Source organism: Micromonospora sp. NPDC048898 (assembly GCF_043198035.1).
GTDB lineage: Bacteria > Actinomycetota > Actinomycetes > Mycobacteriales > Micromonosporaceae > Micromonospora.
In genome coordinates this window covers 360,462-383,052 of sequence record NZ_JBICUF010000004.1, presented here as the reverse complement: position 1 = coordinate 383,052, position 22,591 = coordinate 360,462, and the positions used below count along the sequence as shown (strand labels likewise).

General features: G+C 71.5%; 20 protein-coding genes. 11 read left to right on the top strand and 9 right to left on the bottom strand.

The window, feature by feature from the left end; genetic code table 11:
* Positions 1-518: 518 nt before the first annotated feature.
* The 5 genes from ACGFIQ_RS14810 to ACGFIQ_RS14790 form a co-directional block, all read right to left on the bottom strand.
* Entirely contained in the window at positions 519-1,478 is a 960-nt protein-coding gene (locus ACGFIQ_RS14810; protein WP_393243742.1) for a hypothetical protein, read from the bottom strand.
* Between the two features lie 9 nt (positions 1,479-1,487).
* A complete protein-coding gene (locus ACGFIQ_RS14805) occupies positions 1,488-2,459 on the bottom strand; it encodes a serine/threonine protein kinase (protein ID WP_393243740.1) in 972 nt (323 codons plus the stop codon).
* Positions 2,456-3,208: an NUDIX domain-containing protein gene (locus tag ACGFIQ_RS14800; RefSeq protein ID WP_393243738.1), complete on the bottom strand. Its 753-nt coding sequence runs from the start codon at positions 3,206-3,208 to the stop codon at positions 2,456-2,458. Before ACGFIQ_RS14800 ends, ACGFIQ_RS14805 begins: the two co-directional genes overlap by 4 nt.
* A gap of 81 nt (positions 3,209-3,289) precedes the next feature.
* Positions 3,290-4,102 (bottom strand): MaoC family dehydratase, encoded by an 813-nt coding sequence (locus ACGFIQ_RS14795; protein WP_393244033.1) that lies wholly within the window; start codon positions 4,100-4,102, stop codon positions 3,290-3,292.
* Positions 4,103-4,242: 140 nt separating this feature from the next.
* Positions 4,243-5,601, bottom strand: a complete 1,359-nt coding sequence (locus ACGFIQ_RS14790; RefSeq protein ID WP_393243736.1) for a 3-oxoacyl-ACP reductase — start codon at positions 5,599-5,601, stop codon at positions 4,243-4,245.
* A 55-nt stretch (positions 5,602-5,656) separates the two neighbouring features.
* Here ACGFIQ_RS14790 and ACGFIQ_RS14785 point away from each other — a divergent pair, with 55 nt between their 5' ends.
* Positions 5,657-6,949 (top strand): acetyl-CoA C-acetyltransferase, encoded by a 1,293-nt coding sequence (locus ACGFIQ_RS14785; protein WP_393243734.1) that lies wholly within the window; start codon positions 5,657-5,659, stop codon positions 6,947-6,949.
* Positions 6,950-7,006: 57 nt separating this feature from the next.
* Here ACGFIQ_RS14785 and ACGFIQ_RS14780 read toward each other — a convergent pair whose 3' ends face one another.
* On the bottom strand, positions 7,007-7,495 hold the full coding sequence (locus ACGFIQ_RS14780; RefSeq protein WP_393243732.1) for a hypothetical protein: 489 nt from the start codon (positions 7,493-7,495) through the stop codon (positions 7,007-7,009).
* 221 nt (positions 7,496-7,716) lie between these two features.
* On the opposite strand from ACGFIQ_RS14780, the gene ACGFIQ_RS14775 reads away from it, so the two are divergent.
* From ACGFIQ_RS14775 to purB, 3 genes are all read left to right on the top strand, one after another.
* Entirely contained in the window at positions 7,717-8,259 is a 543-nt protein-coding gene (locus ACGFIQ_RS14775) for a UTRA domain-containing protein (protein ID WP_393243730.1), read from the top strand.
* An 11-nt stretch (positions 8,260-8,270) separates the two neighbouring features.
* A complete protein-coding gene (locus ACGFIQ_RS14770) occupies positions 8,271-8,999 on the top strand; it encodes a GntR family transcriptional regulator (RefSeq protein WP_393243728.1) in 729 nt (242 codons plus the stop codon).
* A 79-nt stretch (positions 9,000-9,078) separates the two neighbouring features.
* Positions 9,079-10,503, top strand: coding sequence for an adenylosuccinate lyase (purB, locus tag ACGFIQ_RS14765; RefSeq protein WP_393243726.1), 1,425 nt, complete (start codon positions 9,079-9,081; stop codon positions 10,501-10,503).
* A 117-nt stretch (positions 10,504-10,620) separates the two neighbouring features.
* Here purB and ACGFIQ_RS14760 read toward each other — a convergent pair whose 3' ends face one another.
* Positions 10,621-11,184: a YbjQ family protein gene (locus ACGFIQ_RS14760; protein ID WP_393244031.1), complete on the bottom strand. Its 564-nt coding sequence runs from the start codon at positions 11,182-11,184 to the stop codon at positions 10,621-10,623.
* Positions 11,185-11,208: 24 nt separating this feature from the next.
* Positions 11,209-11,892, bottom strand: coding sequence for a S1 family peptidase (locus ACGFIQ_RS14755; protein ID WP_393243724.1), 684 nt, complete (start codon positions 11,890-11,892; stop codon positions 11,209-11,211).
* A 355-nt stretch (positions 11,893-12,247) separates the two neighbouring features.
* Here ACGFIQ_RS14755 and purS point away from each other — a divergent pair, with 355 nt between their 5' ends.
* From purS to ACGFIQ_RS14735, 4 genes are all read left to right on the top strand, one after another.
* Positions 12,248-12,511: a phosphoribosylformylglycinamidine synthase subunit PurS gene (gene purS, locus ACGFIQ_RS14750; protein ID WP_184180400.1), complete on the top strand. Its 264-nt coding sequence runs from the start codon at positions 12,248-12,250 to the stop codon at positions 12,509-12,511.
* On the top strand, positions 12,508-13,191 hold the full coding sequence (purQ, locus tag ACGFIQ_RS14745; protein ID WP_238685297.1) for a phosphoribosylformylglycinamidine synthase subunit PurQ: 684 nt from the start codon (positions 12,508-12,510) through the stop codon (positions 13,189-13,191). Before purS ends, purQ begins: the two co-directional genes overlap by 4 nt.
* Before the next feature lie 67 nt (positions 13,192-13,258).
* Positions 13,259-15,928, top strand: a complete 2,670-nt coding sequence (purL, locus tag ACGFIQ_RS14740) for a phosphoribosylformylglycinamidine synthase subunit PurL (RefSeq protein ID WP_393243722.1) — start codon at positions 13,259-13,261, stop codon at positions 15,926-15,928.
* 4 nt (positions 15,929-15,932) lie between these two features.
* The gene (locus ACGFIQ_RS14735) at positions 15,933-16,688 is read left to right on the top strand and encodes a 2-phosphosulfolactate phosphatase (RefSeq protein ID WP_393244029.1); all 756 of its coding nucleotides are present in this window, start codon (positions 15,933-15,935) and stop codon (positions 16,686-16,688) included.
* Between the two features lie 218 nt (positions 16,689-16,906).
* Here ACGFIQ_RS14735 and ACGFIQ_RS14730 read toward each other — a convergent pair whose 3' ends face one another.
* Entirely contained in the window at positions 16,907-19,045 is a 2,139-nt protein-coding gene (locus ACGFIQ_RS14730) for a carboxypeptidase regulatory-like domain-containing protein (RefSeq protein ID WP_393243721.1), read from the bottom strand.
* A gap of 161 nt (positions 19,046-19,206) precedes the next feature.
* Here ACGFIQ_RS14730 and ACGFIQ_RS14725 point away from each other — a divergent pair, with 161 nt between their 5' ends.
* The 3 genes from ACGFIQ_RS14725 to purM all read left to right on the top strand — a co-directional run bounded on the left by ACGFIQ_RS14725 (position 19,207) and on the right by purM (position 22,479).
* Positions 19,207-19,560 carry a sterol carrier family protein gene (locus ACGFIQ_RS14725; protein ID WP_393243719.1) on the top strand — a complete coding sequence of 118 codons (354 nt, stop codon included), beginning with the start codon at positions 19,207-19,209 and terminating at the stop codon, positions 19,558-19,560.
* A 166-nt stretch (positions 19,561-19,726) separates the two neighbouring features.
* The gene (gene purF, locus ACGFIQ_RS14720; RefSeq protein WP_393243717.1) at positions 19,727-21,265 is read left to right on the top strand and encodes an amidophosphoribosyltransferase; all 1,539 of its coding nucleotides are present in this window, start codon (positions 19,727-19,729) and stop codon (positions 21,263-21,265) included.
* A 59-nt stretch (positions 21,266-21,324) separates the two neighbouring features.
* Positions 21,325-22,479, top strand: coding sequence for a phosphoribosylformylglycinamidine cyclo-ligase (purM, locus tag ACGFIQ_RS14715; RefSeq protein ID WP_357068926.1), 1,155 nt, complete (start codon positions 21,325-21,327; stop codon positions 22,477-22,479).
* The last annotated feature ends 112 nt before the right edge of the window (positions 22,480-22,591 follow it).

Below are 22,591 nucleotides of genomic sequence, written 5' to 3'. Positions count from 1 at the left end.
CCGCGGGCCCGGCGGGGGGGCCCGCGGCCCCCCCGGCGGGGGGGGGTGGGGGGGGGCGCCCCCCGGGGGGGGGGGGGGGGGGGGGGCGGGGCCGCCCCCCCCGCCCCCCCCCACCCCCAGCCCGCAGGAGCCGTGCCGGTCGGCTCCGCGGGCGAGTTCCCGGGCCCGGTTGGCGGCCCGGTGGTACGGCGTGGCGAGCAGTGCCGCCCCGTCGACGGTCAGCCGGTCGAGCGCGTCGGGCACCCCCACCGTGGCGAGATGGTCGGCCTCGGCGGCCAACGCCAGCGGGTCCACCACCACGTGCCGCGACAGGTGGGTACGGACACCGGGGTGAAACGTGCCGGCCCCGAACTGCGCGAACGTGTGGTGTCGCCCGTCACGCAGCACGACGTTGTGTGCCGCCTGCGCGCCCCCGTTGAAGCGGACCACCGTGTGCACCGGGCGGGTGGCGCAGAGCCAGTCCACCACCGTGCCCTTGCCGGCGTCGCCGTAGCCGAGGTCGACCACCGCCACGTGCCTCACAGCCTCGTCACCCCGCCGGTGGTGTCGGTGAACGCGGGCAGCGTCGACACCTCGGCCCGCCGCCCCCGGCCGAGGCGGGCCAGGGCCTTCGACACGGTGCCGGTGGCGGCCGAGCCGGCGTGGTCCAGGTGGCGCAGGCCCTCGTCCAGGTCGATGGCCTGCTCGCCGAGGCCGATGGTGAGCGCGATGGTCTCGCAGACCGCGTCGAGGTCGTCGAGCACCACGGCGTTCTGGCCGAACAGGCCCCGCCAGAAGTCGAGCACCTTGGCGTTGCCGGCGTAGTGGCTGCCGGCGGGGAGCAGGTAGTAGGTGTCCCAGCGGCGGGTCACCTCGTCGACGATCTGCCGCAGCGGCACGTCCTCGGTCAGGTCGTCGCCGATCAGTTTGGCCACCTCCCGGGCCTTCACCTGCGGGTACGCCAGCTCGTCGCCGATGATGAACAGGTAGCCGCGCCGGCCGCGCCGGTCCCAGTTGTCGGTGGCGGTGTGCCGGGCCATGAAGTACATGGCCAGCTCGTACGACTCGCTCATCTGCCCGCCGCCACCGCCCTCCAGCACGATCCGGCCGAGGTCGTCGTCCATCCGGTTGTCCGACTCGAACTGCCCGACCTGCAGCGGCACCCGGTCGCAGGTGGCGTCGCCGATCGCGCCGAACATGATCTGCGGGTCGCTGGCGTACCCCTGCCGCTGCAGCAGCCCGAGCAACTGCGGCAGCTTGGTCTGCAGGACGCGCGGCACGTTGCGCATCGAGCCGGTCACGTCGAAGAGCACCGCGACCGGGGTCGACTGCGGGTGCTCGTCGGAGTCGCGGCTCTCGCGCATCGCGCCGCGCGGGTCGAGTGCGGTGTGCACCGTGCGCGCTCCGCTGTCGCTGTAGGAGAACGCGCTGCGGCCGGTGGTGCGCCGGTAGCGGTCGGCGGCGTCGTACACGTCGGTGGACCAGATTCCACTGCCCATGACAGCTCCTTAGGGGGTGAGGGTGAAGGGACGGAAGGTGCGCGGCCCGTAGAGGCGGTCCAGCACCTGGTCGAGTTCGCGCAGCAGACGCCAGGCGTCGGCGGGTCGGGCGTGCAGGGACCGCTGCCGGCAACCCTGCGCGAAGGCGTGCAGCTCGCGGGGCGCACGCGACCCCATCAGCCAGCTCATGCAGCGGCTGGCCATCGCGATGTCGGTGCCCGGCCCGCAGGGCCGCTTCGCGGCGACCTCGGGCGGGTACCAGTCCGAATGGCCGGGCACCAGCGCCGGGACCGTGCCGCCGACGGGGGCGGAGAAGCACCAGTCGACGAGCACCACGCCGTGGGCGTCCGGCTCGATCAGCACGTGTCGGGGCAGGACCGCGCCGTGCACCAGGCCCGCCCGGTGGGCCAGGCCGAGCACCACCAGCAGCCGTCGCCACATCCAGGCCACGTCCCGGGCGTCCAACCCGTCGGGGTACGCGTGCCGCACCTCGTCGAGGTCGTGCAGGCCGGGCGCGGTGGCGATGACGTTGATCCGTCGTTCGGCACCGGACGCGGCGTCCCGGTGCGGGAACTCGTCGACGAGCCGGGGCACGTACGGCAGGTAACGCGGGTCGCCGCGCTCGGCGATGGTGCGCAGGGCGTGTGCCTCGCGGGCCAGCAGATCGTTGTCGGTGGGGCGTCGGGGGAGCTTGAGCAGCCGGTCGTCGCCGACGTCATAGAGGTCGGCGAGGTCACCCGAGTGCGCCGGCGTGCCGAGCCGGTAGTCGCCGAGGACGGTGACCTGCCGGGCCTGCCACCGGGTGGTGACGTGGATGAACGCGTCGAGGGCTTCGGCGCGTACCGCCGGGTCGGCCGGCAGGCGGTCGGGGTGCAGGGCCGCGACCAGCTCGCGGTAACGCCGGGCCGGCTGGTCCGTGCCGAACAGGTCGGCGTCGGTGCGGGCCGCCGTGACCAGGTCGATGGCCGCCGCCGTCCTCATCGCACCGTCTCCTCGCGGGCGGGGCGCAGCAGCGCCGGGTGCAGCAGGCGTGCGTCGCCGGCCCGGTAGAGGCGGGCGCGGGGGCCGCCGCGGGAGCCGCCGCGCTCGGTGCTGGCGCCGGTGCTCTCCACGAAGCCGGGCACGGAGAGCACCTTGCGGTGGAAGTTGCCGGCGTGCAGCGGGTGACCCCAGACCGTCTCGTAGACGGTGCGCAGCTCGCTGATCGTGAACTCGGCGTCGAGGAAGCGCGTGGCGAGCGGGGTGTATTCCAGCTTGGACCGGGCCCGCTCCAGCCCGTCGTCGATGATCCGACCGTGGTCGAAGGCGAGCTGCCGGCTGGTCAACGCGGTGACCGGCAGCCAGATCGCCGCGTCGGCGTCGGTGCCGGCGGCCGGGTCCGGCAGGTCGGGGGCGAACGCGAGGTGCGCGATCGAGACGACACGCATCCGCGGGTCGCGGTCGGGGGCGCCATAGCTGCCCAACTGCTCCAGGTGTACGCGACGCAGCCGGTCGCCGCCGAGCCCGGTCTCCTCGGCCAGCTCCCGCCGGGCGCCGGCGGCCAGGTCCTCGTCGGGTTGGACGAAGCCGCCGGGCAGCGCCCAGTGCCCCGCGAAGGGCTGCTGGCCACGCTGGATCAGCAGCAGGTGCAGTGCGCCGTCGCGGATGGTCAGCGCCACCACGTCGACGGTCACGGCGACCGACGGGTAGGCCCGCGGGTCGTACGCGGCCAGGAACTCCTGCTCGTTCATCACGTCTCTCTCAGATTGAGAACATCTCGCTCTGAGAACAACTTAACGCACGAGCGCGCTCCTGCCAAGCCGAGAAACTCGTCAGCGCACGAGACCCGCCAGGTGTGGTCGGCCGCGCGGGTCGTGCAGGGCGAACCCGCCGTCCGGCAGCAGGGCGAAGTCCACAGTGCTCGGCAGTGACACGGGAGCCTTGAAGGCGACCTCGACGGTGTAGGCGTCCGGCAGTCGGTTCTCCAGGGCGGCGAGGCAGCGCGCCTTGCTCCACATGCCGTGCGCGATCGGCCGGCGGAAGCCGAACAGCCGCGCAGCGAGCAGCGAGGTGTGGATCGGGTTGTGGTCCCCGGAGACCCGCGCATATGTCCTGCCGACCCGGGGGCCGACCCGCCAACGGGCCGTGGCGGCCGGTCCGTCGGGGCGGGTGCTCCGCTCGCCCCCGCCGGCCCTGCGCTCCCGACCCAGGTACGTCGAGACACCCTCCCAGACCGTCTCGCCGTCGACCGAGCCCAGCAGCACCACGTCCACCTGCCGCCCCCGGTCGTGCGGGCGCAGGTTCTCCGCGTACGTCGTGAAGTCGAGAGACTCGTCGGCGCTGATCGGGCGGCGCAGGGTGATCCGGTTGCCGACGTGGACCAGGCCGCTCAGCGGGATGGGAAACTCCGGCTCGGTCATCAGCCGCAGGGCCAGCGGGAAGCCCAGGACGTGCGGGAACGTCGCGGGCAGCCGGTCGGTGAGCCGGAAACCGCAGACCCGGTCGTACGCGGCCAGGTGCGCCCGGTCGACCCGCACCCCGCGTACGGCCAGCTCGGCCGGCAGGCCGGACCCGCGCCGCCGGCCGCCGAGACCCGGCAGCGCGCCGAGCACCGCCCGCCGGTGGACCGCCCCGGTTGCCGGCATCCGAGCCAGTTCGACCCGGGTACGACCACCGGGCTCCGGCTGAAGTGCTCTGGCTCGCGTCTCCGCCGACAGCGTCTCCGTCGGGCCGTCGATCAACTCGTGCAGGGACAGGTCGTCGTCCGGCTCCCTCCGGCCGCCCATCACGCCCCCAGCAGGCTCTGGCCGCAGACCCGGACCGCGTTGCCGCTGACCGCCCCACTGGCCGGCCAGGCCAGCCAGCCGATCGTCTCGGCCACGTCCACCGGCAACCCGCCCTGGGCCAGGCTGTTCATCCGTCGGCCCGCCTCGCGGACCACAAGCGGGATGCGTGCGGTCAGTCGGGTCTCGATGAAGCCGGGGGCCACCGCGTTGACGCTGACCCCCCGCTCGCGCAGGGCCGGGGCGAGCGAGTCGACCAACCCGATCACACCGGCCTTGCTCGTCGCGTAGTTGGTCTGCCCCCGGTTGCCGGCGATCCCGGCGATCGAGGAGACCGCGACGATCCGCCCGCCGGTCGGAATCAGCCCCCGCTCCAGCAGCACGTCGTTGATCCGTTCCTGGCTGGAGAGGTTGACGTCGATGACCTGGTCCCACCGGTCGGCGTCCATCCGGCCAAGCGTCTTGTCCCGGGTGATGCCGGCGTTGTGCACCACCACGTCGACCCGGCCGTGCCGGCTGGCCAGGTGGTCGGCGAGGCGGGTCGGCGCGTCCGGCGCGGTCAGGTCGAGCTGCACGGCCGTGCCGCCGATGTCGTTCGCCACCGCGGCGAGGGCGTCCCCGGCGGCCGGGATGTCCAACGCCACGACCCGTGCGCCGTCGCGGGCGAGCACCTTCGCCAGTGCCGCGCCGATGCCCCGCGCGGCACCGGTGACCAGCACGACCTGCCCGTCCAGCGGGCGGTCCCAGTCGGCCGGGGCGCTCGCCTCGCCGGTGCCGACCCGGATGACCTGGCCCGAGACGTACGCGGAGCGGCCGGACAGGAGGAACCGGAGGGTCGACTCCAGGCTGGTGAGTGTGCCGGCGTGGTCGCCGTCGCGGGTGACGGCGACGAGTTGCGCGGTGCTGCCCCGGCCGAACTCCTTGCCGATGCTGCGGACCAGCCCCTCCAGGGCACGCTGGGCGGTCGCCTCGCGCGGGGTCGCGCACTCTCCGGGCGGAGTGCCGAGCACGATCACCCGACCACTGGGCAGCAGCGCCCGCGCCTGCGGGTGGAAGAAGTCGTAGACCTGACGCAACTGGGTCGAGTCGGTGATCCCAGTGGCGTCGTACACCAGGGCTCCGAAGCGGTCCTGCGGTGCGGCGGTGGCGGTGTCGCGCAGCTCGACCCCGGCGGTGGTCAGGATCTTGGCGAGCGGCTCGGCGAGCCGGCCGCCGGTGGCCGCGCCGAGCAGGGCCGGCCCGGCCAGCAGCGGGTCGCCGGGGTGGTGCCGGCGCAGTCGGGGCGGGTCGGGCAGCCCGAGGCGCTTGACCAGCGCGCGGCCGGCGGCCGATCGGACGAAGCTCGCGTACCTGTCGGTCATGCGCGTAGCCTACTGGCGAGTAGGGTTCGAGCGACACAGGTAGAGGAGGCGGATCGTGCAGAGCATTCGGCGGGTCGCGGTCATCGGGGGCAACCGCATCCCCTTCGCCCGGTCCAACTCCCGCTACGCGGACGCGTCCAACTCGGACCTGCTCGGCGCCGCGCTGGACGGTCTGATCGCCCGGTACGGGCTGGCCGGCCAGCGGGTCGGCGAGGTGGTGATCGGGGCGGTACTCAAACACTCCCGCGACTTCAACCTCGCCCGTGAGGTGGTGCTCGGCTCCCGGCTCGACCCGCACACCCCGGCGTACGACATCCAGCAGGCCTGCGGCACCGGCCTGGAGGCGGCGATCCTGGTCGCCAACAAGATCGCCCTCGGTCAGCTCGACGTGGGCATCGCCGGCGGTGTGGACACCACCTCCGACGCCCCGCTCGCGGTCAACGAGGAGATGCGCCGCACGCTGCTCAAACTCAACTCGGCCCGCACCCTGGGCGAACGGCTCAAGGTCGCGGCGAAGCTGCGCCCGCTCCAACCGTTCAAGCCGGAGATCCCGCGCAACGCCGAGCCGCGTACCGGCCTGTCCATGGGCGACCACGCCGCCCGCACCGCCCTGGACTGGCAGATCGACAGGCGATCCCAGGACGAACTGGCGCTGCGCTCACACCAGCGCCTCGCCGCCGCGTACGACAGGGGTTTCTTCGACGACCTGATGACGCCGTACCTGGGGCTGACCCGCGATGCGAACCTGCGGCCCGACACCAGCCTGGAGAAGCTCGGTTCGCTCCGACCGGTCTTCGGCACCCGCGGCCCGGACGCCGAGCACGCGACGATGACCGCCGGCAACTCGTCGCCGCTCACCGACGGGGCGTCCACCGTGTTGCTGGCCAGCGAGGAGTGGGCCGCCGCGCACAGCCTGCCGGTGCTTGCCTGGTTCAGCTGGTCGGAGACGGCGGCTGTCGACTTCGTGCACGGCGACGAGGGGCTGCTGATGGCCCCCACGTACGCGGTGCCCCGGATGCTGGCCCGAGCCGGGTTGACGCTGCAGGACTTCGACTACTACGAGATCCACGAGGCGTTCGCGTCGCAGGTGCTGGCCACCCTCGCCGCCTGGGAGTCGCCGGAGTTCTGCAAGGACCGCCTCGGCCTGGACGCGCCCCTGGGCGCGATCGACACCGACCGGCTCAACGTCAACGGCTCGTCGCTGGCCGCCGGGCACCCCTTCGCCGCCACCGGCGGACGGATCGTGGCGACCCTGGCCAAGCTGCTCGCCGAGAAGGGCAGCGGACGCGGGCTGATCTCCATCTGCGCGGCCGGTGGCCAGGGAGTGACAGCGATCCTGGAACGCTGAGCCGTGTCTCTTTAATTGAGACACGGGGACCGAACCCCGAGCCACACCAGGGTCGATTCACGACCGGCGGAATCGGGTCCAGCCGAGGAAGCGGACGTGCAGTTCGTCGGCAGGAGGATGCGAGAGGTCGACGGCCGCGTCCGCCAGATGTAGACCCAGGTAGAACGCCAGCGACAACCGGTCGTGTGCGTACTCGATGAGCAGCCGGCGCCGACGGTTCGGGCACGGCCACTCCTGTCCGCAGCCGGCGCAGGTCCAGGCCGGCCGGACGGGCACGTGCGGCATTGGAGCCTCACGATTCGCCGGCCGCGCGGCGGGTCGAACTCGAAGGGCAGCCAGGCGCACCAGCACCCGACGCTGACGCGGGCCGGTCGACCCGCCCAACTCGATGCCGCGCAGGTGAATCCAGACGCCGTCGCTGTGCCGTTCGCGCCGACCCACCTCGATCACCCGTAGAACCAGCTGGCCCAGCCCGTAGCAGTAGTGCTGCTCGTCAACCGTGACGACATCACCTACCCGGACAGCGGGTGGCCCATGGCGGATCATGGCGCGACCCGGCCGTGAGCGCGGCGGCGATAGGCGCTCATCTCGCGCTCCTGTCAGCGACGTACGGGCACACGGCAGCTCCAAGAGACCGGAGGGGGAAGTGCGGGGCCAGTGAGATAACCTTACTGCCATACGCGTAAGGCATCAAGGTGCGAATGTCGGCCTGCGGGGATCTACTGTGGGTGCGAGGTGCTGGGCCGGGTGAGGCGAAGGAGCGGATCTTGAGGGACCTCGAATGGATCAGCGTCTCCACTCCCTACGTGACGCCGAGACTGCCCGGTGAGGCCGAAGCCTGGGGCGCGGAGGCCGCACAACACGGCGGAGTAGGCACGCAGCGTCTGCTCGACGTCACCGAAATCGTTCCGACAGCGGAATTGGCCGAGGCGCTGCAACTCGACGCCGGTGCGCCGGTCATCCAACGCCGCCGACTGATGTTGCTGGATGAGCGGCCGGTGGAACTGACCACATCTCTCTATCCGGCCACCATCGCTCGCGGCACCGGCCTTGCCGAACTGCGCAAGATTCGCGGTGGGGCGGTTACTCTGCTGGCGGAATTGGGGTATCGGCCGCGACGGGTGAGTGAAGACGTCTACACGCGGCGGGCAACCGATGCGGAGCGGTCGCTACTTCAACTGCGCGAAGACGACTGGGTGCTCGGGCTGACCCGCGTGCTCAGTACCGATGACGGGTTGCCGGTCGAGCTGAGCGTGATGAGCATGACTGCCGAAGGTCGTCGCCTCCGGTACGAATCGTCGATTGCGTAGGGGAGACCGTCTTGGCTCGCAGGAGCGACGATCGGCCTCGGCATGAGCAGATCGCTGCCGACATCCGAGCCCGCATCATGGCTGGTGAGCTGCCGTCCGGATCGCAGTTGCCATCGACAGCGCAGTTGATCAACCAGTACTCCGTTGCGAACGCGACAGTGCAACGGGCCCTCGCCGCGTTGAAGGAGGAGGGATATCTCCACAGCCGGGTGGGCAAGGGGGTCTACGTACGGGATCGCCAGCCGTTGGTCATGGAGGTCGATGCCTACGTTCCGCCCTCCCGCGGTGGGTACACCTATCAGTTGCTCGACGTCGCCGAGGTTCAACCGCCTGCCGATGTGGCGCTGGCACTCGGTGTCGCCGACGACGAGCCCGCCATCCTCCGCCATCGCCTGCTCTCGTACGACGGTGAGCCGGTGGAGGTGTCATGGTCGTACTATCCGGTCTCGATCGGCCGAGGCACCGTGATCTCCGCACGCCAGAAGCTCGTCGGAGGCGCCCCTCGGGCGCTGGCCGAGCTGGGGCACCCTCAGCGAGACCTCGTCGACCGACTGTCCGTCCGAATGCCGACCACCCAAGAGCTGGAGATCCTGTCGCTGCCACCACAGGTGCCGGTGATCCGCCAGTTTCGGGTGGTCCGCTCGGTGCACGGGCAGCCGGTCGAGGTGTCAGTCCTGATCAAGGGCGGCCATCTGCATGAGCTGCGATACCACCAGCAGATCCGGTCTGAGAGCGACTAGGGGCAGTCGACGTCCCTGACGGGCTCGGCAATCCGGCCCGGTACGGGTGTCGGTCGGCGGGTGCGGGACAATGAGGTACGTGACGACGATCCCCAACGTGCTGGCCAACCGGTACGCCTCACCCGAACTGGTCGCCCTCTGGTCTCCGGAGGAGAAGGTCCGGATGGAGCGGCGGCTCTGGCTCGCCGTGCTCCGCGCTCAGCGCGATCTGGGCGTGGCCGTGCCGGATGGCGTGGTCGAGGCGTACGAGCGGGTGCTCGACCAGGTCGACCTCGCCTCGATCGCCGAGCGGGAGCGGGTCACCCGGCATGACGTGAAGGCCCGGATCGAGGAGTTCAGCGCGCTCGCCGGGCACGAGCACGTGCACAAGGGGATGACCTCACGTGACCTCACCGAGAACGTCGAGCAGCTTCAGGTGCGTGCCTCGCTGGAGCTGATCCGGGACCGGGTGGTGGCCACCCTCGCCCGGTTGGCGTGGCTGGCGTACGAGCACTCCGAGCTGGTCATCACCGGCCGTTCGCACAACGTGGCGGCGCAGGCCACCACGCTGGGCAAGCGCTTCGCGTCGGCGGCGGAGGAGTTGCTGATCGCGTACGAGCGGCTGGAGGAGTTGATCGCCCGTTACCCGCTGCGCGGGATCAAGGGACCGGTCGGCACGGCCGCCGACCAGCTCGACCTCTTCGACGGCGACGCCGACAAGGTGGCCGAGCTGGAGCGCCGGGTGGCCGAGCACCTGGGCTTCTCCCGGGTGCTGGACAGCGTGGGTCAGGTCTATCCGCGCTCGCTCGACTTCGACGTGCTGGCCGCGCTGGCGCAGACCGCCGCCGCGCCGTCGTCGCTGGCCACCACGATCCGGCTGATGGTCGGCCAGGAGTTGGCCACCGAGGGCTTCAAGCCGGGTCAGGTCGGCTCCAGCGCGATGCCGCACAAGATGAACACCCGCTCGTCGGAGCGGGTGAACGGCTTCGCGGTGATCATCCGAGGCTACCTGTCGATGGTCGGCGAGCTGGCCGGTGACCAGTGGAACGAGGGGGACGTGTCCTGCTCGGTGGTCCGCCGGGTGGCCCTGCCGGACGCGTTCTTCGCCGCCGACGGGCTGTTCCAGACCTTCCTCACCGTGCTCGACGAGTTCGGCGCGTACCCGGCGGTGATCAACCGGGAGTTGGAGCGTTTCCTGCCGTTCCTGGCCACCACCAAGATCCTGGTGGCGGCGGTCCGGCGCGGTGTCGGCCGGGAGGTCGCCCACGAGGCGATCAAGGAGCACGCGGTCGCGGTGGCCCTGGCGATGCGCGAGACGGGCTCACCGGAGAACGACCTCTTCGACCGCCTGGCGGCGGACGGCCGACTCGGTCTGTCCCGCGCCGACATCGACACCCTGGTCGCCGACCGCACCGCCTTCGTGGGTGCCGCCCAGGCCCAGGTGGAAGCGGTAACCAGCCGCATTACCAAGGTCGTCCAAACCCACCCAAACGCCGCATCCTACTCCCCACCCCCCATCCTCTAACCCCACCCACAGCGCGTTGATCATGGAGTTATTGCTGCGGCGCCCCGGGCGTAGGGCAATAACCCCATGATCAACGAGGCCCAGACGAGGCTGCGGTGGGGCCGGGTGGGGCGGGCGTTAGTCGCCGGTTGGGGTTTCTGCGGCCGTTTTCAGGTTGGGGGCGCTGGCTGGTTCGGCGATGCCGCCGGGAGACTCCGTGAAGCCCGCGACCTCTGCGGTCTCCGCGGCGACCGCCGGCTGGTCGGCCGGCATGACCTCGGGCATCTTGGGTACGGCGACCACTGCCGTCCCGTAGGCGCAGATCTCCATCCACATCTCGCCGCAGTCGCGGCTGTCGAAGCGCATGCCGATCACCGCGTTCGCGCCGAGCCGCAGGGCCTCCTCGCCGAGCCGGGACACCGAGTCGGTGCGCCACCGGGTCAGGTTGTCCGGGGCCATCGGGTCGTACGCGCCACCGCGCAGGTTCTTGACCCCCTCGCGGTACGGGTTGCGTGTCCTGGCCATGGAGGACACCACCTCGCCGAGAATCTGGCGGATCTCATAGCCGGGCAGTTGCTCTGTCGTCACGACCAGCACGGTTCCGATGCTGTCAGGAGTGGCGCGACCCGATCGGGTGCATTGTTCACCTGATCGGATGCTGCAAAACAGCGCGGCGCGGACGGCCGACCCGCAGTCGACCATCCGCACCGCGCGGGGCGTTAACCGTCAGACACCGGCCACCGAGGTGATCCAGGCCCGGTTGTACGCAACGCTGCCGTAGTTCTGGATGCTGTAGCCGTCGGCGGTGGAGGCGACGCCGACCTGCTGGCCGTTGTAGAACTGTGGGCCACCGGAGTCGCCCCGCCAGGCGTTACCGCTGATCTCGGTGCTGCGGATCGCCTGCCCGCCGTACGCGTCGGTGACGCTGTTGCTTGTCACCCGCACGGTGGCGGTCTTCAGTTGGCTGGACGCGGAGCAGCCGCTGTAGCAGGTCATGCCCCAGCCGTAGATCGAGTTGGTCGAGTTGATGGGTGGGTTGCTGCTGGCCAGGGTGACCGTCGAGGTGCTGACGGTGCTGGAGAGCCGCATGAGGGCGAGGTCGTTGCGGGTGTAGGTGGCGCTGACCGTGCGGGTGACGCCACCCGAGGCGCGGTAGACGCTGCCGACCCGGACCGACATGGTGCCGCTGATGCAGTGCCGGGCGGTGAGCACCCACTGTGCGGCGATGACGCTGCCGGAGCAGGTGAACGAGCCGTTGCTCAGCACCGCGGCGGCCCAGGGCGCGGACGAGACGGTGTTGCCGCCGATGATGGGTTGCGGGCCGGGCGGGGCGGCGGACACGCCGGACGCGGCGCCGAGGGCGCCGACCAACGCGGTGCTGAGCACGGCGAGCAGGGGGCGGATGCGCATCGGGTGGACTCCTTGGGCGGGGCGGACCCGGGGTCGCCGGGTGCGGAAGGGCGACGGAGGGGGTCCCCGCCGTCACCTAAATCGACCTATGTCGATCTAAGATAGGGCCCGGGACCATCGTTATCAAGATGTTGATCGGGGTGGATCAATGTAACGATTCGGCCACCCGTAGCGCCATATTTGTCCTGCTGGGGCCGCCTGTCGCGCTTCCTGGGTCACCGTGGGAGCCGGTAATGTCGATCACTGCCTGAACTGCGGGCGGCCGGTGCGGGCGCGGCGATATCTGCCAGGTACGCTGGCTGCGCTCGCCCGTTGTGGGTCGGCACCCAACTGCGTACACAGTCAGGAGTGCCCAGTGCCTCGCGTCGTCGTCGACGTCATGCTCAAGCCCGAGATCCTCGATCCGCAGGGCCAGGCCGTCGCAAACGCGCTGCCCCGGCTCGGCGTCGGTGACGTCGCCTCGGTTCGGATCGGCAGGCGGATCGAGATCGAGTTCACCGGTGAACCGGACCTGGACCGCGCTCGGGAGATTGCCGACAAGTTGCTCGCCAACCCGGTCATCGAGGACTTCACCATCCGCCTGGTCGAGGCCGACGAGACCGCGGACGCCCGCTCGTGACCGCCCGGGTCGGTGTGGTCACCTTCCCCGGCTCGCTCGACGACGGGGACGCGGCCCGAGCCGTCCGCATCGCCGGTGCCGAGCCGGTCCGGCTCTGGCACGGTGACCCGGATCTGCACGGGGTGGACGCGGTCGTGCTGCCCGGCGGCTTCTCCTACGGTGACTACCTGCGCTGCGGGGCCATCGCCCGGTTCGCCCCGGTGATGGAGACGATCGTGGACGCCGCCCAGGGTGGCCTGCCGGTGCTCGGCATCTGCAACGGCTTCCAGATCCTGTGCGAGGCGCACCTGCTGCCCGGCGCGCTCACCCGCAACCAGCACCTGCACTTCCGCAACCGGGACCAGGTCCTGCGCATCGAGTCGGCCGGCACCGCGTGGACCAACGCGTTCCAGCCCGGCCAGGAGGTGCTGATCCCGGTCAAGAACGGCGAGGGTTGCTACGTCGCGGACACCGCGACGCTGGACCAGCTCGAAGCCGAGGGCCGAGTGGTGGCCCGGTACGTCGGCGGCAACCCCAACGGGTCGCAGCGCGACATCGCCGCGATCACCAACGCCGCGGGCAACGTGGTCGGCATCATGCCGCACCCCGAGCACGCGGTGGAGGCGCTCACCGGTCCCTCGTTGGACGGCCTCGGCTTCTTCACGTCGGTCCTCAAGCACCTGGTCGGGGCGCCGGCGTGACCGGCGACACGATCATCGGTCAGCTCAACCGCATCTCTGGCGGGCACGAGCGCAGCGAGGAGAGGTCATGACCACCCATCCGGACCCGGTACGCGACACGCCCGAGGCGTACTCCGCCCCGGCGCAGCCGGCCGAGCCGAGCCCGGCGCAGCCCGTCGCTCCGGCGGCCGCTCCCGCCCAGCTGGCCGCTGCCGTCTGGACCGAGGGCGTGGACACCGTGCCGCGCGCCGGTGGCACCCCGGGCGAGCTCCAGCCGTACACCGAGCTGGGTCTGCGCGACGACGAGTACGACCGGATCCGGCAGATCCTCGGCCGTCGGCCCACGCAGTCCGAGCTGGCCATGTATTCGATCATGTGGAGCGAGCACTGCTCCTACAAGTCGAGCAAGGTGCACCTGCGCCAGTTCGGCGAGAAGGCCGTGCACAGCGACCGGTTGCTCGCCGGCATCGGTGAGAACGCCGGTGTGGTGCAGGTCTCCGCCGAGCTGGCGGTGACCTTCAAGGTCGAGTCGCACAACCACCCCAGCTTCGTCGAGCCGTACCAGGGTGCGGCGACCGGCGTGGGCGGCATCGTCCGGGACATCCTCGCCATGGGTGCCCGCCCGGTCGCCGTGATGGACCCGCTGCGTTTCGGCGCCGCGGACCACCCGGACACCGCCCGGGTGCTCACCGGCGTGGTCGCCGGCGTCGGCGGCTACGGCAACTGCCTCGGCCTGCCCAACATCGGTGGTGAGCTGGTCTTCGACCCCTCCTACCAGGGCAACCCGCTGCTCAACGCGCTCTGCCTGGGTGTGCTGCCGGTCGAGCGCCTGCAGAACAAGGCAGCGGCTGGCCCGGGCAACGTTGTCGTGCTCATGGGTGCCAAGACCGGCCGGGACGGCATCGGCGGCGTGTCGGTGCTGGCAAGCGCGACCTTCGACGAGGGCAGCGAGGCACGACGGCCCGCCGTGCAGGTCGGCGACCCGTTCACCGAGAAGCTGCTGATCGAGGCGTGCCTAGAGCTGTACGACGGCCAGTTGGTGGTCGGCATCCAGGACCTCGGCGGCGCCGGCCTGACCTGCGCGCTCACCGAGACCGCCGCCGCGGCCGGCACCGGCATGCGGGTCTGGCTGGAGCGGGTGCCGCTGCGCGAGCCCTCGATGGACCCGCACGAGATCCTGGCCAGCGAGTCGCAGGAGCGGATGCTGCTGGTCGTCGCACCGGACAAGCTCGAAGCGGTGCTCAAGACCTGCGAGAAGTGGGGCGTGCTCGCCACCGCGATCGGCGAGGTCACCCCACCGGAGCCGGACGGCCGCCCCGGCCGACTGCTGATCACCTGGCAGGACCACCTGGTCGTCGACGTGCCGCCGGGTTCACTCGTCGACGACGGCCCGGTCTACGCCCGGCCGATGCGTGAGCCGGCCGACCTGATCCTGCTCCAGGCCGACCGGGCCGAGACGCTGCCCCGCCCGGCCGACCCGGAGGCGCTGCGGGAGACCGTGCTGCGCATGATCGCGTCGCCCAACCTGGCCGACAAGACCTGGGTCACCGAGCAGTACGACCGCTACGTGCTCGGCAACACCGTGCTCGCCCAGCCGGAGGACGGCGGCGTGATCCGGATCGACGAGCGGACCGGGCTCGGCGTGGCGCTGTCGGTCGACGGCAACGGACGGTACACGCGACTCGACCCGTACCACGGCACCAAGCTGGCCCTGGCCGAGGCGTACCGGAACGTGGCGGTGACCGGCGCGAAGCCGATCGCCGTCACCAACTGCCTCAACTTCGGCTCCCCGGAGGACCCGGGCGTGATGTGGCAGTTCGCCGAGGCTGTGCGCGGCCTGGCGGACGGCTGCCTGGAGCTGGGCATCCCGGTGACCGGAGGCAACGTCAGCTTCTACAACCAGACCGGCGCGGCTGCCATCCACCCGACCCCGGTGGTCGGTGTGCTGGGCGTGCTGGACAACGTCGCCGACCGGGTGCCGATGGGCTTCGTCCCGCGGCCCGGTGGCGATCACGACCAGCTCTACCTGCTCGGCGAGACGAACGTGGAGCTGTCCGGCTCGGAGTGGGCCTGGGTGACGCACGAGCACCTCGGTGGCATCCCACCGCAGGTCGACCTCGCGCGGGAGAAGGCGCTCGCCGACCTGCTGGCCGAGGCGGCCCGTGTCGGTCACCTCGCCTCCGCGCACGACCTCTCCGACGGTGGCCTCGCCCAGAGCCTTGTCGAGTCCTGCCTGCGGCGCGGCGTCGGTGCCCGCATCGCGGTGCCGGAGCAGTTCGCCGAGGGCTCGATGCCGTTCGTCTACCTGTTCAGCGAGTCCGCCACGCGGGCGCTGGTGTCGGTGCCGCGCGGCCACGACAAGGCGTTCGCGGCTCTCTGCGCCGAGCGGGGGGTGCCGTTCGAGCTGATCGGTGTCACCGACCCGACCGGCGGTGCCCTTGAGGTGCACGGCCAGTTCCGGATCGAGCTGGACGAGCTGCGCAGGGCGCACACCGAGACGCTGCCCCGCATCTTCGGGGGCTCGGCGGCCGTCGAGGTGCCCGCGCCGGCCGCCGGTGTGGCGGGTGCGGTCGAAGCCGTACCGCTGCCGGTCGCCCCGGCCCTGCCGATCGACCCGGCCGAGGTGCTCTCCGAGCCGATCGCGTCCTCGGGGCCTTCCCCGGCGGCCGGCGCTGTGGAGCCGATTGGCCCGGCACAGCCCGGTGGGCCGTCCGAGTCTGACACCGGTGTCACCGAGCCGTCGCCTGACGAGCGCTGAGGCGTTGGCGGCCGCCGTCCACGGTCAGCCCGGCTCCGGTGCGCGGTTCGACTGGGGGCTGACCGGGGCGGCCGAACTCGGCCGGGTCTGCGCGGCGTTGGTGGTGGTGGACGTGTTGTCGTTCACCACCGCCGTGGAGGTGGCCGTCGCCCGGGGCATGCGGGTGCACCCGTTCCCCTGGGGTGAGCAGGCCGCCGAGTACGCGGTGCGCGTCGGCGCGGTCGCGGCGGTGGGCCGACGGCGGGTGACCGCGGAGCATCCATGGTCGCTCTCACCCGCCGCACTGAGCACGGCACCGGTCGTGGCGGACCTGGTGCTCCCCTCGCCGAACGGCTCCGCCATCAGCGCCGCCGCCAGCGCCACCGGCCTGCCGGTCGTCGCGGCGTGCCTGCGTAACGCACCCGCCGTCGGGCGTTGGCTGCGCCGCCAGGGGTACGGCACAGTGGACGCCCCGATCGGCGTGATCGCGTCCGGGGAGCGGTGGCCGGACGGATCGTTGCGCCCGTCGGTGGAGGACCAACTCGGTGCCGCCTCGGTGCTCGACGCCCTCTCCGGCGTACCGGGCGGGTTGTCCGTGGAGGCGGCCATGGCACTTGCCGCGCTGGCGAGCACTCCCGACGTGCCAGCCGCGGTGCGCGGAAGCGTTTCCGGGCGGGAGTTGACCGAGGGCGGTTTCGCCCAGGACGTGGACGTCGCCGTCCGGGTCGGCGTCTCGAACGTCGTGCCGGTGCTCAGTCAGGGCGTCTTCTCCGCCGCCTGAGCGGCGACCAAGCCGGCCGCGCGTTGGGGCTGGTCGAGCCGGGCCGTGCCGCGCGGGTTGGGGCTGATCAACTCGGGTTTCAGGAAAGCGGGGTGTCCCGGCGTGTGGGACACCGCGACTTCCGTGACCGCGAGTGGACCTTGCCAGCCACGAGTGGACCTTGGACGCGAAACGGCCACCCGGAACTCCGGGTGGCCGTTTTCGTGCGGTGTGGTCGGTCAGTCGTCCAGCCAGTCGAGGCGTCGACCGCCCCGGTCGGTCTGCGGCGGGGTTTCCGGCCGCGCCCGCCCGGCCGGCGGCTGACCGTAGCCGCCCTGGTCGTACCCACGGTCGTCGTAGCCGCCGCGCTGCTGCGGCGGGGGCTCCTGGCCGTAGGTGCCGCCCTGGTCGTACCCGCCGGCCGGTTGGCCGCCGTAGCCGCCCTGGTCGTACCCACGGTCGTCGTAGCCGCCGCGCTGCTGCGGTGGCGGCTCCTGGCCGTAGGTGCCGCCCTGGTCGTACCCGCCGGCCGGTTGGCCGCCGTAGCCGCCCTGCTCGTACCCGCCGGCCTGCTGGCCGCCATACCCTGCGGTCGGCTCGGCGGCGCGACCGCCGTACGGGGCCGAGTCGGGCTGACCGCCGTACCCCTGTCCCTGCTCCGGCTGGTAGACGCCTGTGGCGTACGGATCGGCCGGTGCCGGGTACTGGGTGTTGTCGCCGGTGTACCGGCCGGTTGGCTCGTCGTACCGCTCGCCGTAGGGTGCTCCACCGGCGGGAGCCGGCGGGTAGGCGGCGGTCCCTGCCGGGCCGTTGTAGTCGCGGCTGCCGTAACCGCCGCCGGAGGCCGGCGCGTTGCCGTAGCCAGCGCCGGAACCGGGAGCGTTGCCATAGCCGCCGCCGGAGGCCGGAGCGTTGCCATAGCCGGCACCGGAACCGGGAGCGTTGCCGTAGCCGCCACCGGGGGCCGGAGCGCCGCCGCCGTAGCCAGCGCCGGAACCGGGAGCGGCACCGTAGCCCTCACCGGCGCCGTAGACGCCCTCGGAGCCGGCCGGGGTGCCGTAGCCGCCGCCGGAGGCGGGAGCGTTGCCGTAACCGCCACCCGACGCCGGCGCGTTGCCGTAGCCGCCGGCCCCGTACCCGCCGGGTGCCTGCTCGTCGCCGTATCCGGCGCCGCCCCAGCCCTGCTGGCCCGCGCCGCCGTACGCCTGCGCCGGCGCACCGTACGGGTCCGGTGGGACGTCGTCGACGACCGGGCGGTGCATCATCGTCGGCGCCTCGCTCAGCGCCGCACCGCCGACCATGGTCGGGTCCGCCCCGCCACCGGGTCGGCCGCCGACCATCCGGGTCTGGTCGTCGGCGCCGCGGAAAGCGCCCCGCGACGGCGGCACCACGCCGCCGGCACCAGCCGCGGCCGGGGCGTCGTCGTCATCGCCGCCGCTCTCCCTGCGCTTCATCCAGAGCATCACGATCGTGCCCACACCGGCGGCCACCAGAAGACCACCGAGCAGAATGATCAGGTACGGGCCGCTGCCGCCGTCGTCGCTGTTCGAGGCGTTCGCCGGAGCGCCCTGGCTGGCCTCATCGGTGGCCTGGTCCCCAGCACCCGCGTCGGCCGGGTCCTCGCTGGGAGTGGCGTCGGCGGTGGCGGACGGCGTGGCGCTGGGCGTCACCTCGACCTTGATTGCGAGGCTGATCCGTTGCCCGGTGATGGCCTGCCCGGCAGCGGCGGTCAGCGTCTTACGGGCCTGCACGTTGTCGAAGGAGGCGCCCAGGTCGAGCCGACCCGGTGCGATCGGGTTGCCCGAGCTGCCGGTGATACGGAAGTTGCCGCTGCCGTCGCTCGTGGTGTCGAAGCGCTTGCCGGTGCTGTCCAGCAGGATGACCACCGCGTTCGGCACCGCCTTGCTGTCGGCCTGGGCGACCACCTTGCCGGAGACCGACTGCACGGTCTGCGTCTGCGGCGGTGGTGGCGCGGCGGCTGCCTTGACGGTGACCCGGAGCGTGCGGGAGTTACCGTCTCCCGAGACCGTGATCTTCGCCGAGCTTCCGTTGGCCGCGGGCGCGTTGGCCCCTGCCGTCAGGGTCAACGTCACCGACTTCGGCTCGGTCGAGTCGCCGAAGTTGATCGGTCCGCAACCCCCGCAGGTGACGCCGTCGGGCAGGTCGGTGACGTCGATGTCGGCGGACTTCTCGTCCGGGTCCGGTCGGACGACCACGTTGACGGTGCTGCTCTTGCCCGCGTCGATCGTGACCGAGTTGTCCGCCGTGCTGATCTTGGCGGCCAGCGCTGGTGGGGCGGGGGCGGCGAGCAGAGCGCCGGCAACCAGCGCTACGACCACACCGGCCCGCTGCTTCCAGGCATATCGGTGTGTTGACACGTCCACCGCCTTCCGGGCTGACTTCCCTCTGGCCGGCGGGGCGCCGGGCCGGGGATCATCACGGTACGAATACGCCGTCGGCAACTATGCCTTGTCCGACTGGATCGGCGCGACCCAGGGCCGACGTCAGGTGCGCGACCTGCGGGTCGTATCGTCCCGTCGTGTCCTCTCCGCACATTAAATCCGCTGCCGTTGTGGCCGCGTTGTCGGCGCTCGACGAGGGGCGTACACCCGAACGGCCGGTGTTCCGAGAGGCGGTCCGGTCGCTGTTGGCCATCCTCGCGGAGCGCGCCCCCGGCCGATCGGTGGAGGTGCGCGTACCACCATACGGTGCGATCCAGTGCGTACCCGGACCTCGACACACCAGGGGAAACCCGCCGAACGTGGTCGAGATGGCCGCGGGGACGTGGTTGGAGTTGGCTACCGGGCGGATCGGCTGGGCGGAGGCGGTCACCGAGGGTCGTGTCCAGATGAGTGGTGTCCGGGCGGACCTCTCGGCGTATCTGCCCCTCTGATCGTCCGATGCCCCACTCATCGTGACGCTCGGCAGGGGAAACGTGACTATCTGTGTCGACGGCGATTCGCGTACACTGTCAGGCGATGACAGTGGTCCCGGCAGACGAGTGTGGATCCGCCCGTGATCCCGCCCAGCCGGTCCAGACCAGCATGAGGGAGCGGTAGGTGCCCCGAGGCGACGGCCGGCTGAGCCACGACCTTGACCCCCAACGACCTGGCCCCCAAGACGCCTGTGGTGTCTTCGGTGTCTGGGCGCCCGGCGAAGAGGTCGCCAATCTGACCTATTTCGGCCTCTATGCCCTGCAGCACCGTGGCCAGGAGGCGGCGGGCATCGCGGTGAGCGATGGTTCCGGCGTGGTGGTCTACAAGGACCTCGGCCTGGTGGCCCAGGTCTTCGACGAGCCCACCCTGGCGAGCCTGCGTGGCCACCTGGCGATCGGGCACGCGCGTTACTCCACGACCGGCGCGTCCAACTGGGAGAACGCCCAGCCGACGATCCGGTCCACCACCTCCGGCACGACCATCGCGCTGGCCCACAACGGCAACCTGGTCAACACCGCCGAGCTGGAGAAGGAGGTCGCCGACCGCGGCCTCGTCGCGGACGGTTCGACGAACGACACCTCCCTGGTGACGATGCTGCTCGCCGGCCGACCGGATCTGTCGGTCGAGGCGGCCGCACTGGAGGTGCTGCCGCAACTGCGCGGCGCGTTCAGTTTCGTCTTCATGGACGAGTCGACCCTCTACGCGGCCCGTGATCCGCACGGCGTGCGCCCGCTGGTGCTCGGCCGACTGGAGCGCGGGTGGGTGGTGGCCAGCGAGACGGCCGCGCTGGACATCGTCGGTGCGAGTGTGGTCCGCGAGGTCGAGCCGGGCGAGCTGATCGCGATCGACGAGAACGGGCTGCGCTCGACCCGGTTCGCCGCGCCCGAGCCGAAGGGCTGCCTCTTCGAGTACGTCTACATCGCCCGCCCCGACGCCACGATCGCCGGGCGCAACGTCCACGCGGCACGGGTGCAGATCGGTCGGCAGCTGGCCAAGGAGCACCCGGTCGAGGCCGACCTGGTGATCCCGGTGCCGGAGTCGGGCACCCCGGCCGCGATCGGCTACGCGGAGGCGTCCGGCATCACCTACGGTGCCGGCCTCATGAAGAACCCGTACGTGGGTCGTACCTTCATCCAGCCGTCCCAGACCCTGCGCCAGCTCGGCATCCGCCTCAAGCTCAACCCACTGCGGGAGAACGTCCGGGGCAAGCGGCTGGTGGTCGTGGACGACTCGATCGTGCGGGGCAACACCCAGCGCGCCATCGTCCGGATGCTGCGCGAGGCGGGGGCGCTGGAGGTGCACGTCCGGATCTCCTCCCCGCCGGTCAGCTGGCCGTGCTTCTACGGCATCGACTTCGCCACCCGGGCGGAGCTGCTGGCCAACGGGTTGGACAACGACGGCATCCGGCGCTCCATTGGCGCCGACACGCTGGGTTATGTTTCGCTTCCTGGCCTGATCGCCGCGACCGAGCAGCCGAAGACCCGGCTGTGTCGGGCGTGTTTCGATGGGGAGTACCCGATCGAGCTGCCAGCCGGCAACCTGATCGGCAAGCACGTGCTCGAAGGAGTGGGCCGCCGGGTCGCCACCTCGGCCCCGGAAGCACCGCACGCCAACGGCTCGTTCGTCGCCACTCCGGGTGGCGTTACCGCAAACCGCCCGTAGCACCAACCGGCGCGGCCCGGCCACCGCCGGCGCGGCACCGAGAACCAAAGGGGAGAACCGTGACGCACGTGTCCGAGCGCAGCGGCGCAGGAAGCAGCCCGACCGGCGCCGGCGGCGACCGACAGCCCTGGACGGGCGGTGCCGGCCGGCAGGCTCGCAAACGCTCGGTCTCGTACGCCGACGCCGGAGTCTCCATCGACGCGGGAGATCGCGCGGTGCAGCTGCTCAAGTCGAAGGTGCGCGAGACCCGGCGCCCCGAGGTGATGGGTGACCTCGGCGGGTTCGCCGGTCTGTTCCGGCTGGACACGAAGAAGTACAAGAGCCCGATCCTGGCGTCCTCCACCGACGGGGTGGGCACCAAGCTGGTGATCGCCCAGCAGATGGACATCCACGACACGGTCGGCATCGACCTGGTCGCGATGGTCGTGGACGACCTGGTGGCCTGTGGTGCCGAGCCGCTGTTCCTGCTCGACTACATCGCCACCGGCGAGGTCGTCCCGGACAAGGTCGCCGAGATCGGCGCGGGCATCGCCGACGGCTGCCGTTACGCCGGCTGTGCGCTGCTGGGCGGAGAGACCGCCGAGCACCCCGGCGTGCTCCGCCCGGACGAGTACGACATCTCCGCGACCGGTGTGGGCGTGGTCGAGGAAGCCGACATCCTCAGCCCGGAGCGGGTCGAGGTGGGTGACGTGGTGATCGCCATGCGCTCGTCCGGCCTGCACTCCAACGGCTACTCGCTGGTCCGGCACGTGCTGCTCGGCGCGGCTCGGATGCGACTGGACATCGTGATCGACGACTTCGGTCGGCAGCGCACCCTGGGTGAGGAGCTGCTCACCCCGACCAAGATCTACGCCAAGGACTGCCTCAAGCTGATCGCCGAGGCCGAGGTGCGGGCGTTGTCCCACATCACCGGCGGCGGCATCCCCGGCAACCTGGTCCGGGTGCTGCCGGAGCACGTCGACGCGGTGGTCAACCGGTCCACCTGGAAGCCGCAGCCGATCTTCGACCTGATCCAGTCGAAGGGTCGCATCGACGACCACGACATGGAGTCGACCTTCAACATGGGTGTCGGCATGTTCGCGATCGTGTCGGCCGAGGACGCTGACCGGGCGCTGGCCACGCTGACCGGCCGTGGGGTCGAGGCGTGGCAGGCCGGCGAGATCATCGAGGGCACCGGCAACGTGCAGATGGTCGGTCAGCACACCCGAGGTTGATCATCGCGCTGGCGATCGTACGGGCACCTGATCGGGCTTCACCCAAGTGGCCAATGCCGCCTAGCCTGAAGGGCTCAGGCTAGGCGGAGGAGGGTGATGGCTGCACGGGGGC

Excerpts from the sequence above, each read along its gene's own strand:
- ACGFIQ_RS14810 (WP_393243742.1), bottom strand. The coding sequence starts at position 1,478 with ATGGGCAGTGGAATCTGGTCCACCGACGTGTACGACGCCGCCGACCGC.
- ACGFIQ_RS14805 (WP_393243740.1), bottom strand. The coding sequence starts at position 2,459 with ATGAGGACGGCGGCGGCCATCGACCTGGTCACGGCGGCCCGCACCGAC.
- ACGFIQ_RS14800 (WP_393243738.1), bottom strand. The coding sequence starts at position 3,208 with ATGAACGAGCAGGAGTTCCTGGCCGCGTACGACCCGCGGGCCTACCCG.
- ACGFIQ_RS14795 (WP_393244033.1), bottom strand. The coding sequence starts at position 4,102 with ATGCCGGCAACCGGGGCGGTCCACCGGCGGGCGGTGCTCGGCGCGCTG.
- ACGFIQ_RS14790 (WP_393243736.1), bottom strand. The coding sequence starts at position 5,601 with ATGACCGACAGGTACGCGAGCTTCGTCCGATCGGCCGCCGGCCGCGCG.
- ACGFIQ_RS14780 (WP_393243732.1), bottom strand. The coding sequence starts at position 7,495 with ATGATCCGCCATGGGCCACCCGCTGTCCGGGTAGGTGATGTCGTCACG.
- ACGFIQ_RS14760 (WP_393244031.1), bottom strand. The coding sequence starts at position 11,184 with ATGGTCGACTGCGGGTCGGCCGTCCGCGCCGCGCTGTTTTGCAGCATC.
- ACGFIQ_RS14755 (WP_393243724.1), bottom strand. The coding sequence starts at position 11,892 with ATGCGCATCCGCCCCCTGCTCGCCGTGCTCAGCACCGCGTTGGTCGGC.
- purL (WP_393243722.1), top strand. The coding sequence starts at position 13,259 with ATGACCACCCATCCGGACCCGGTACGCGACACGCCCGAGGCGTACTCC.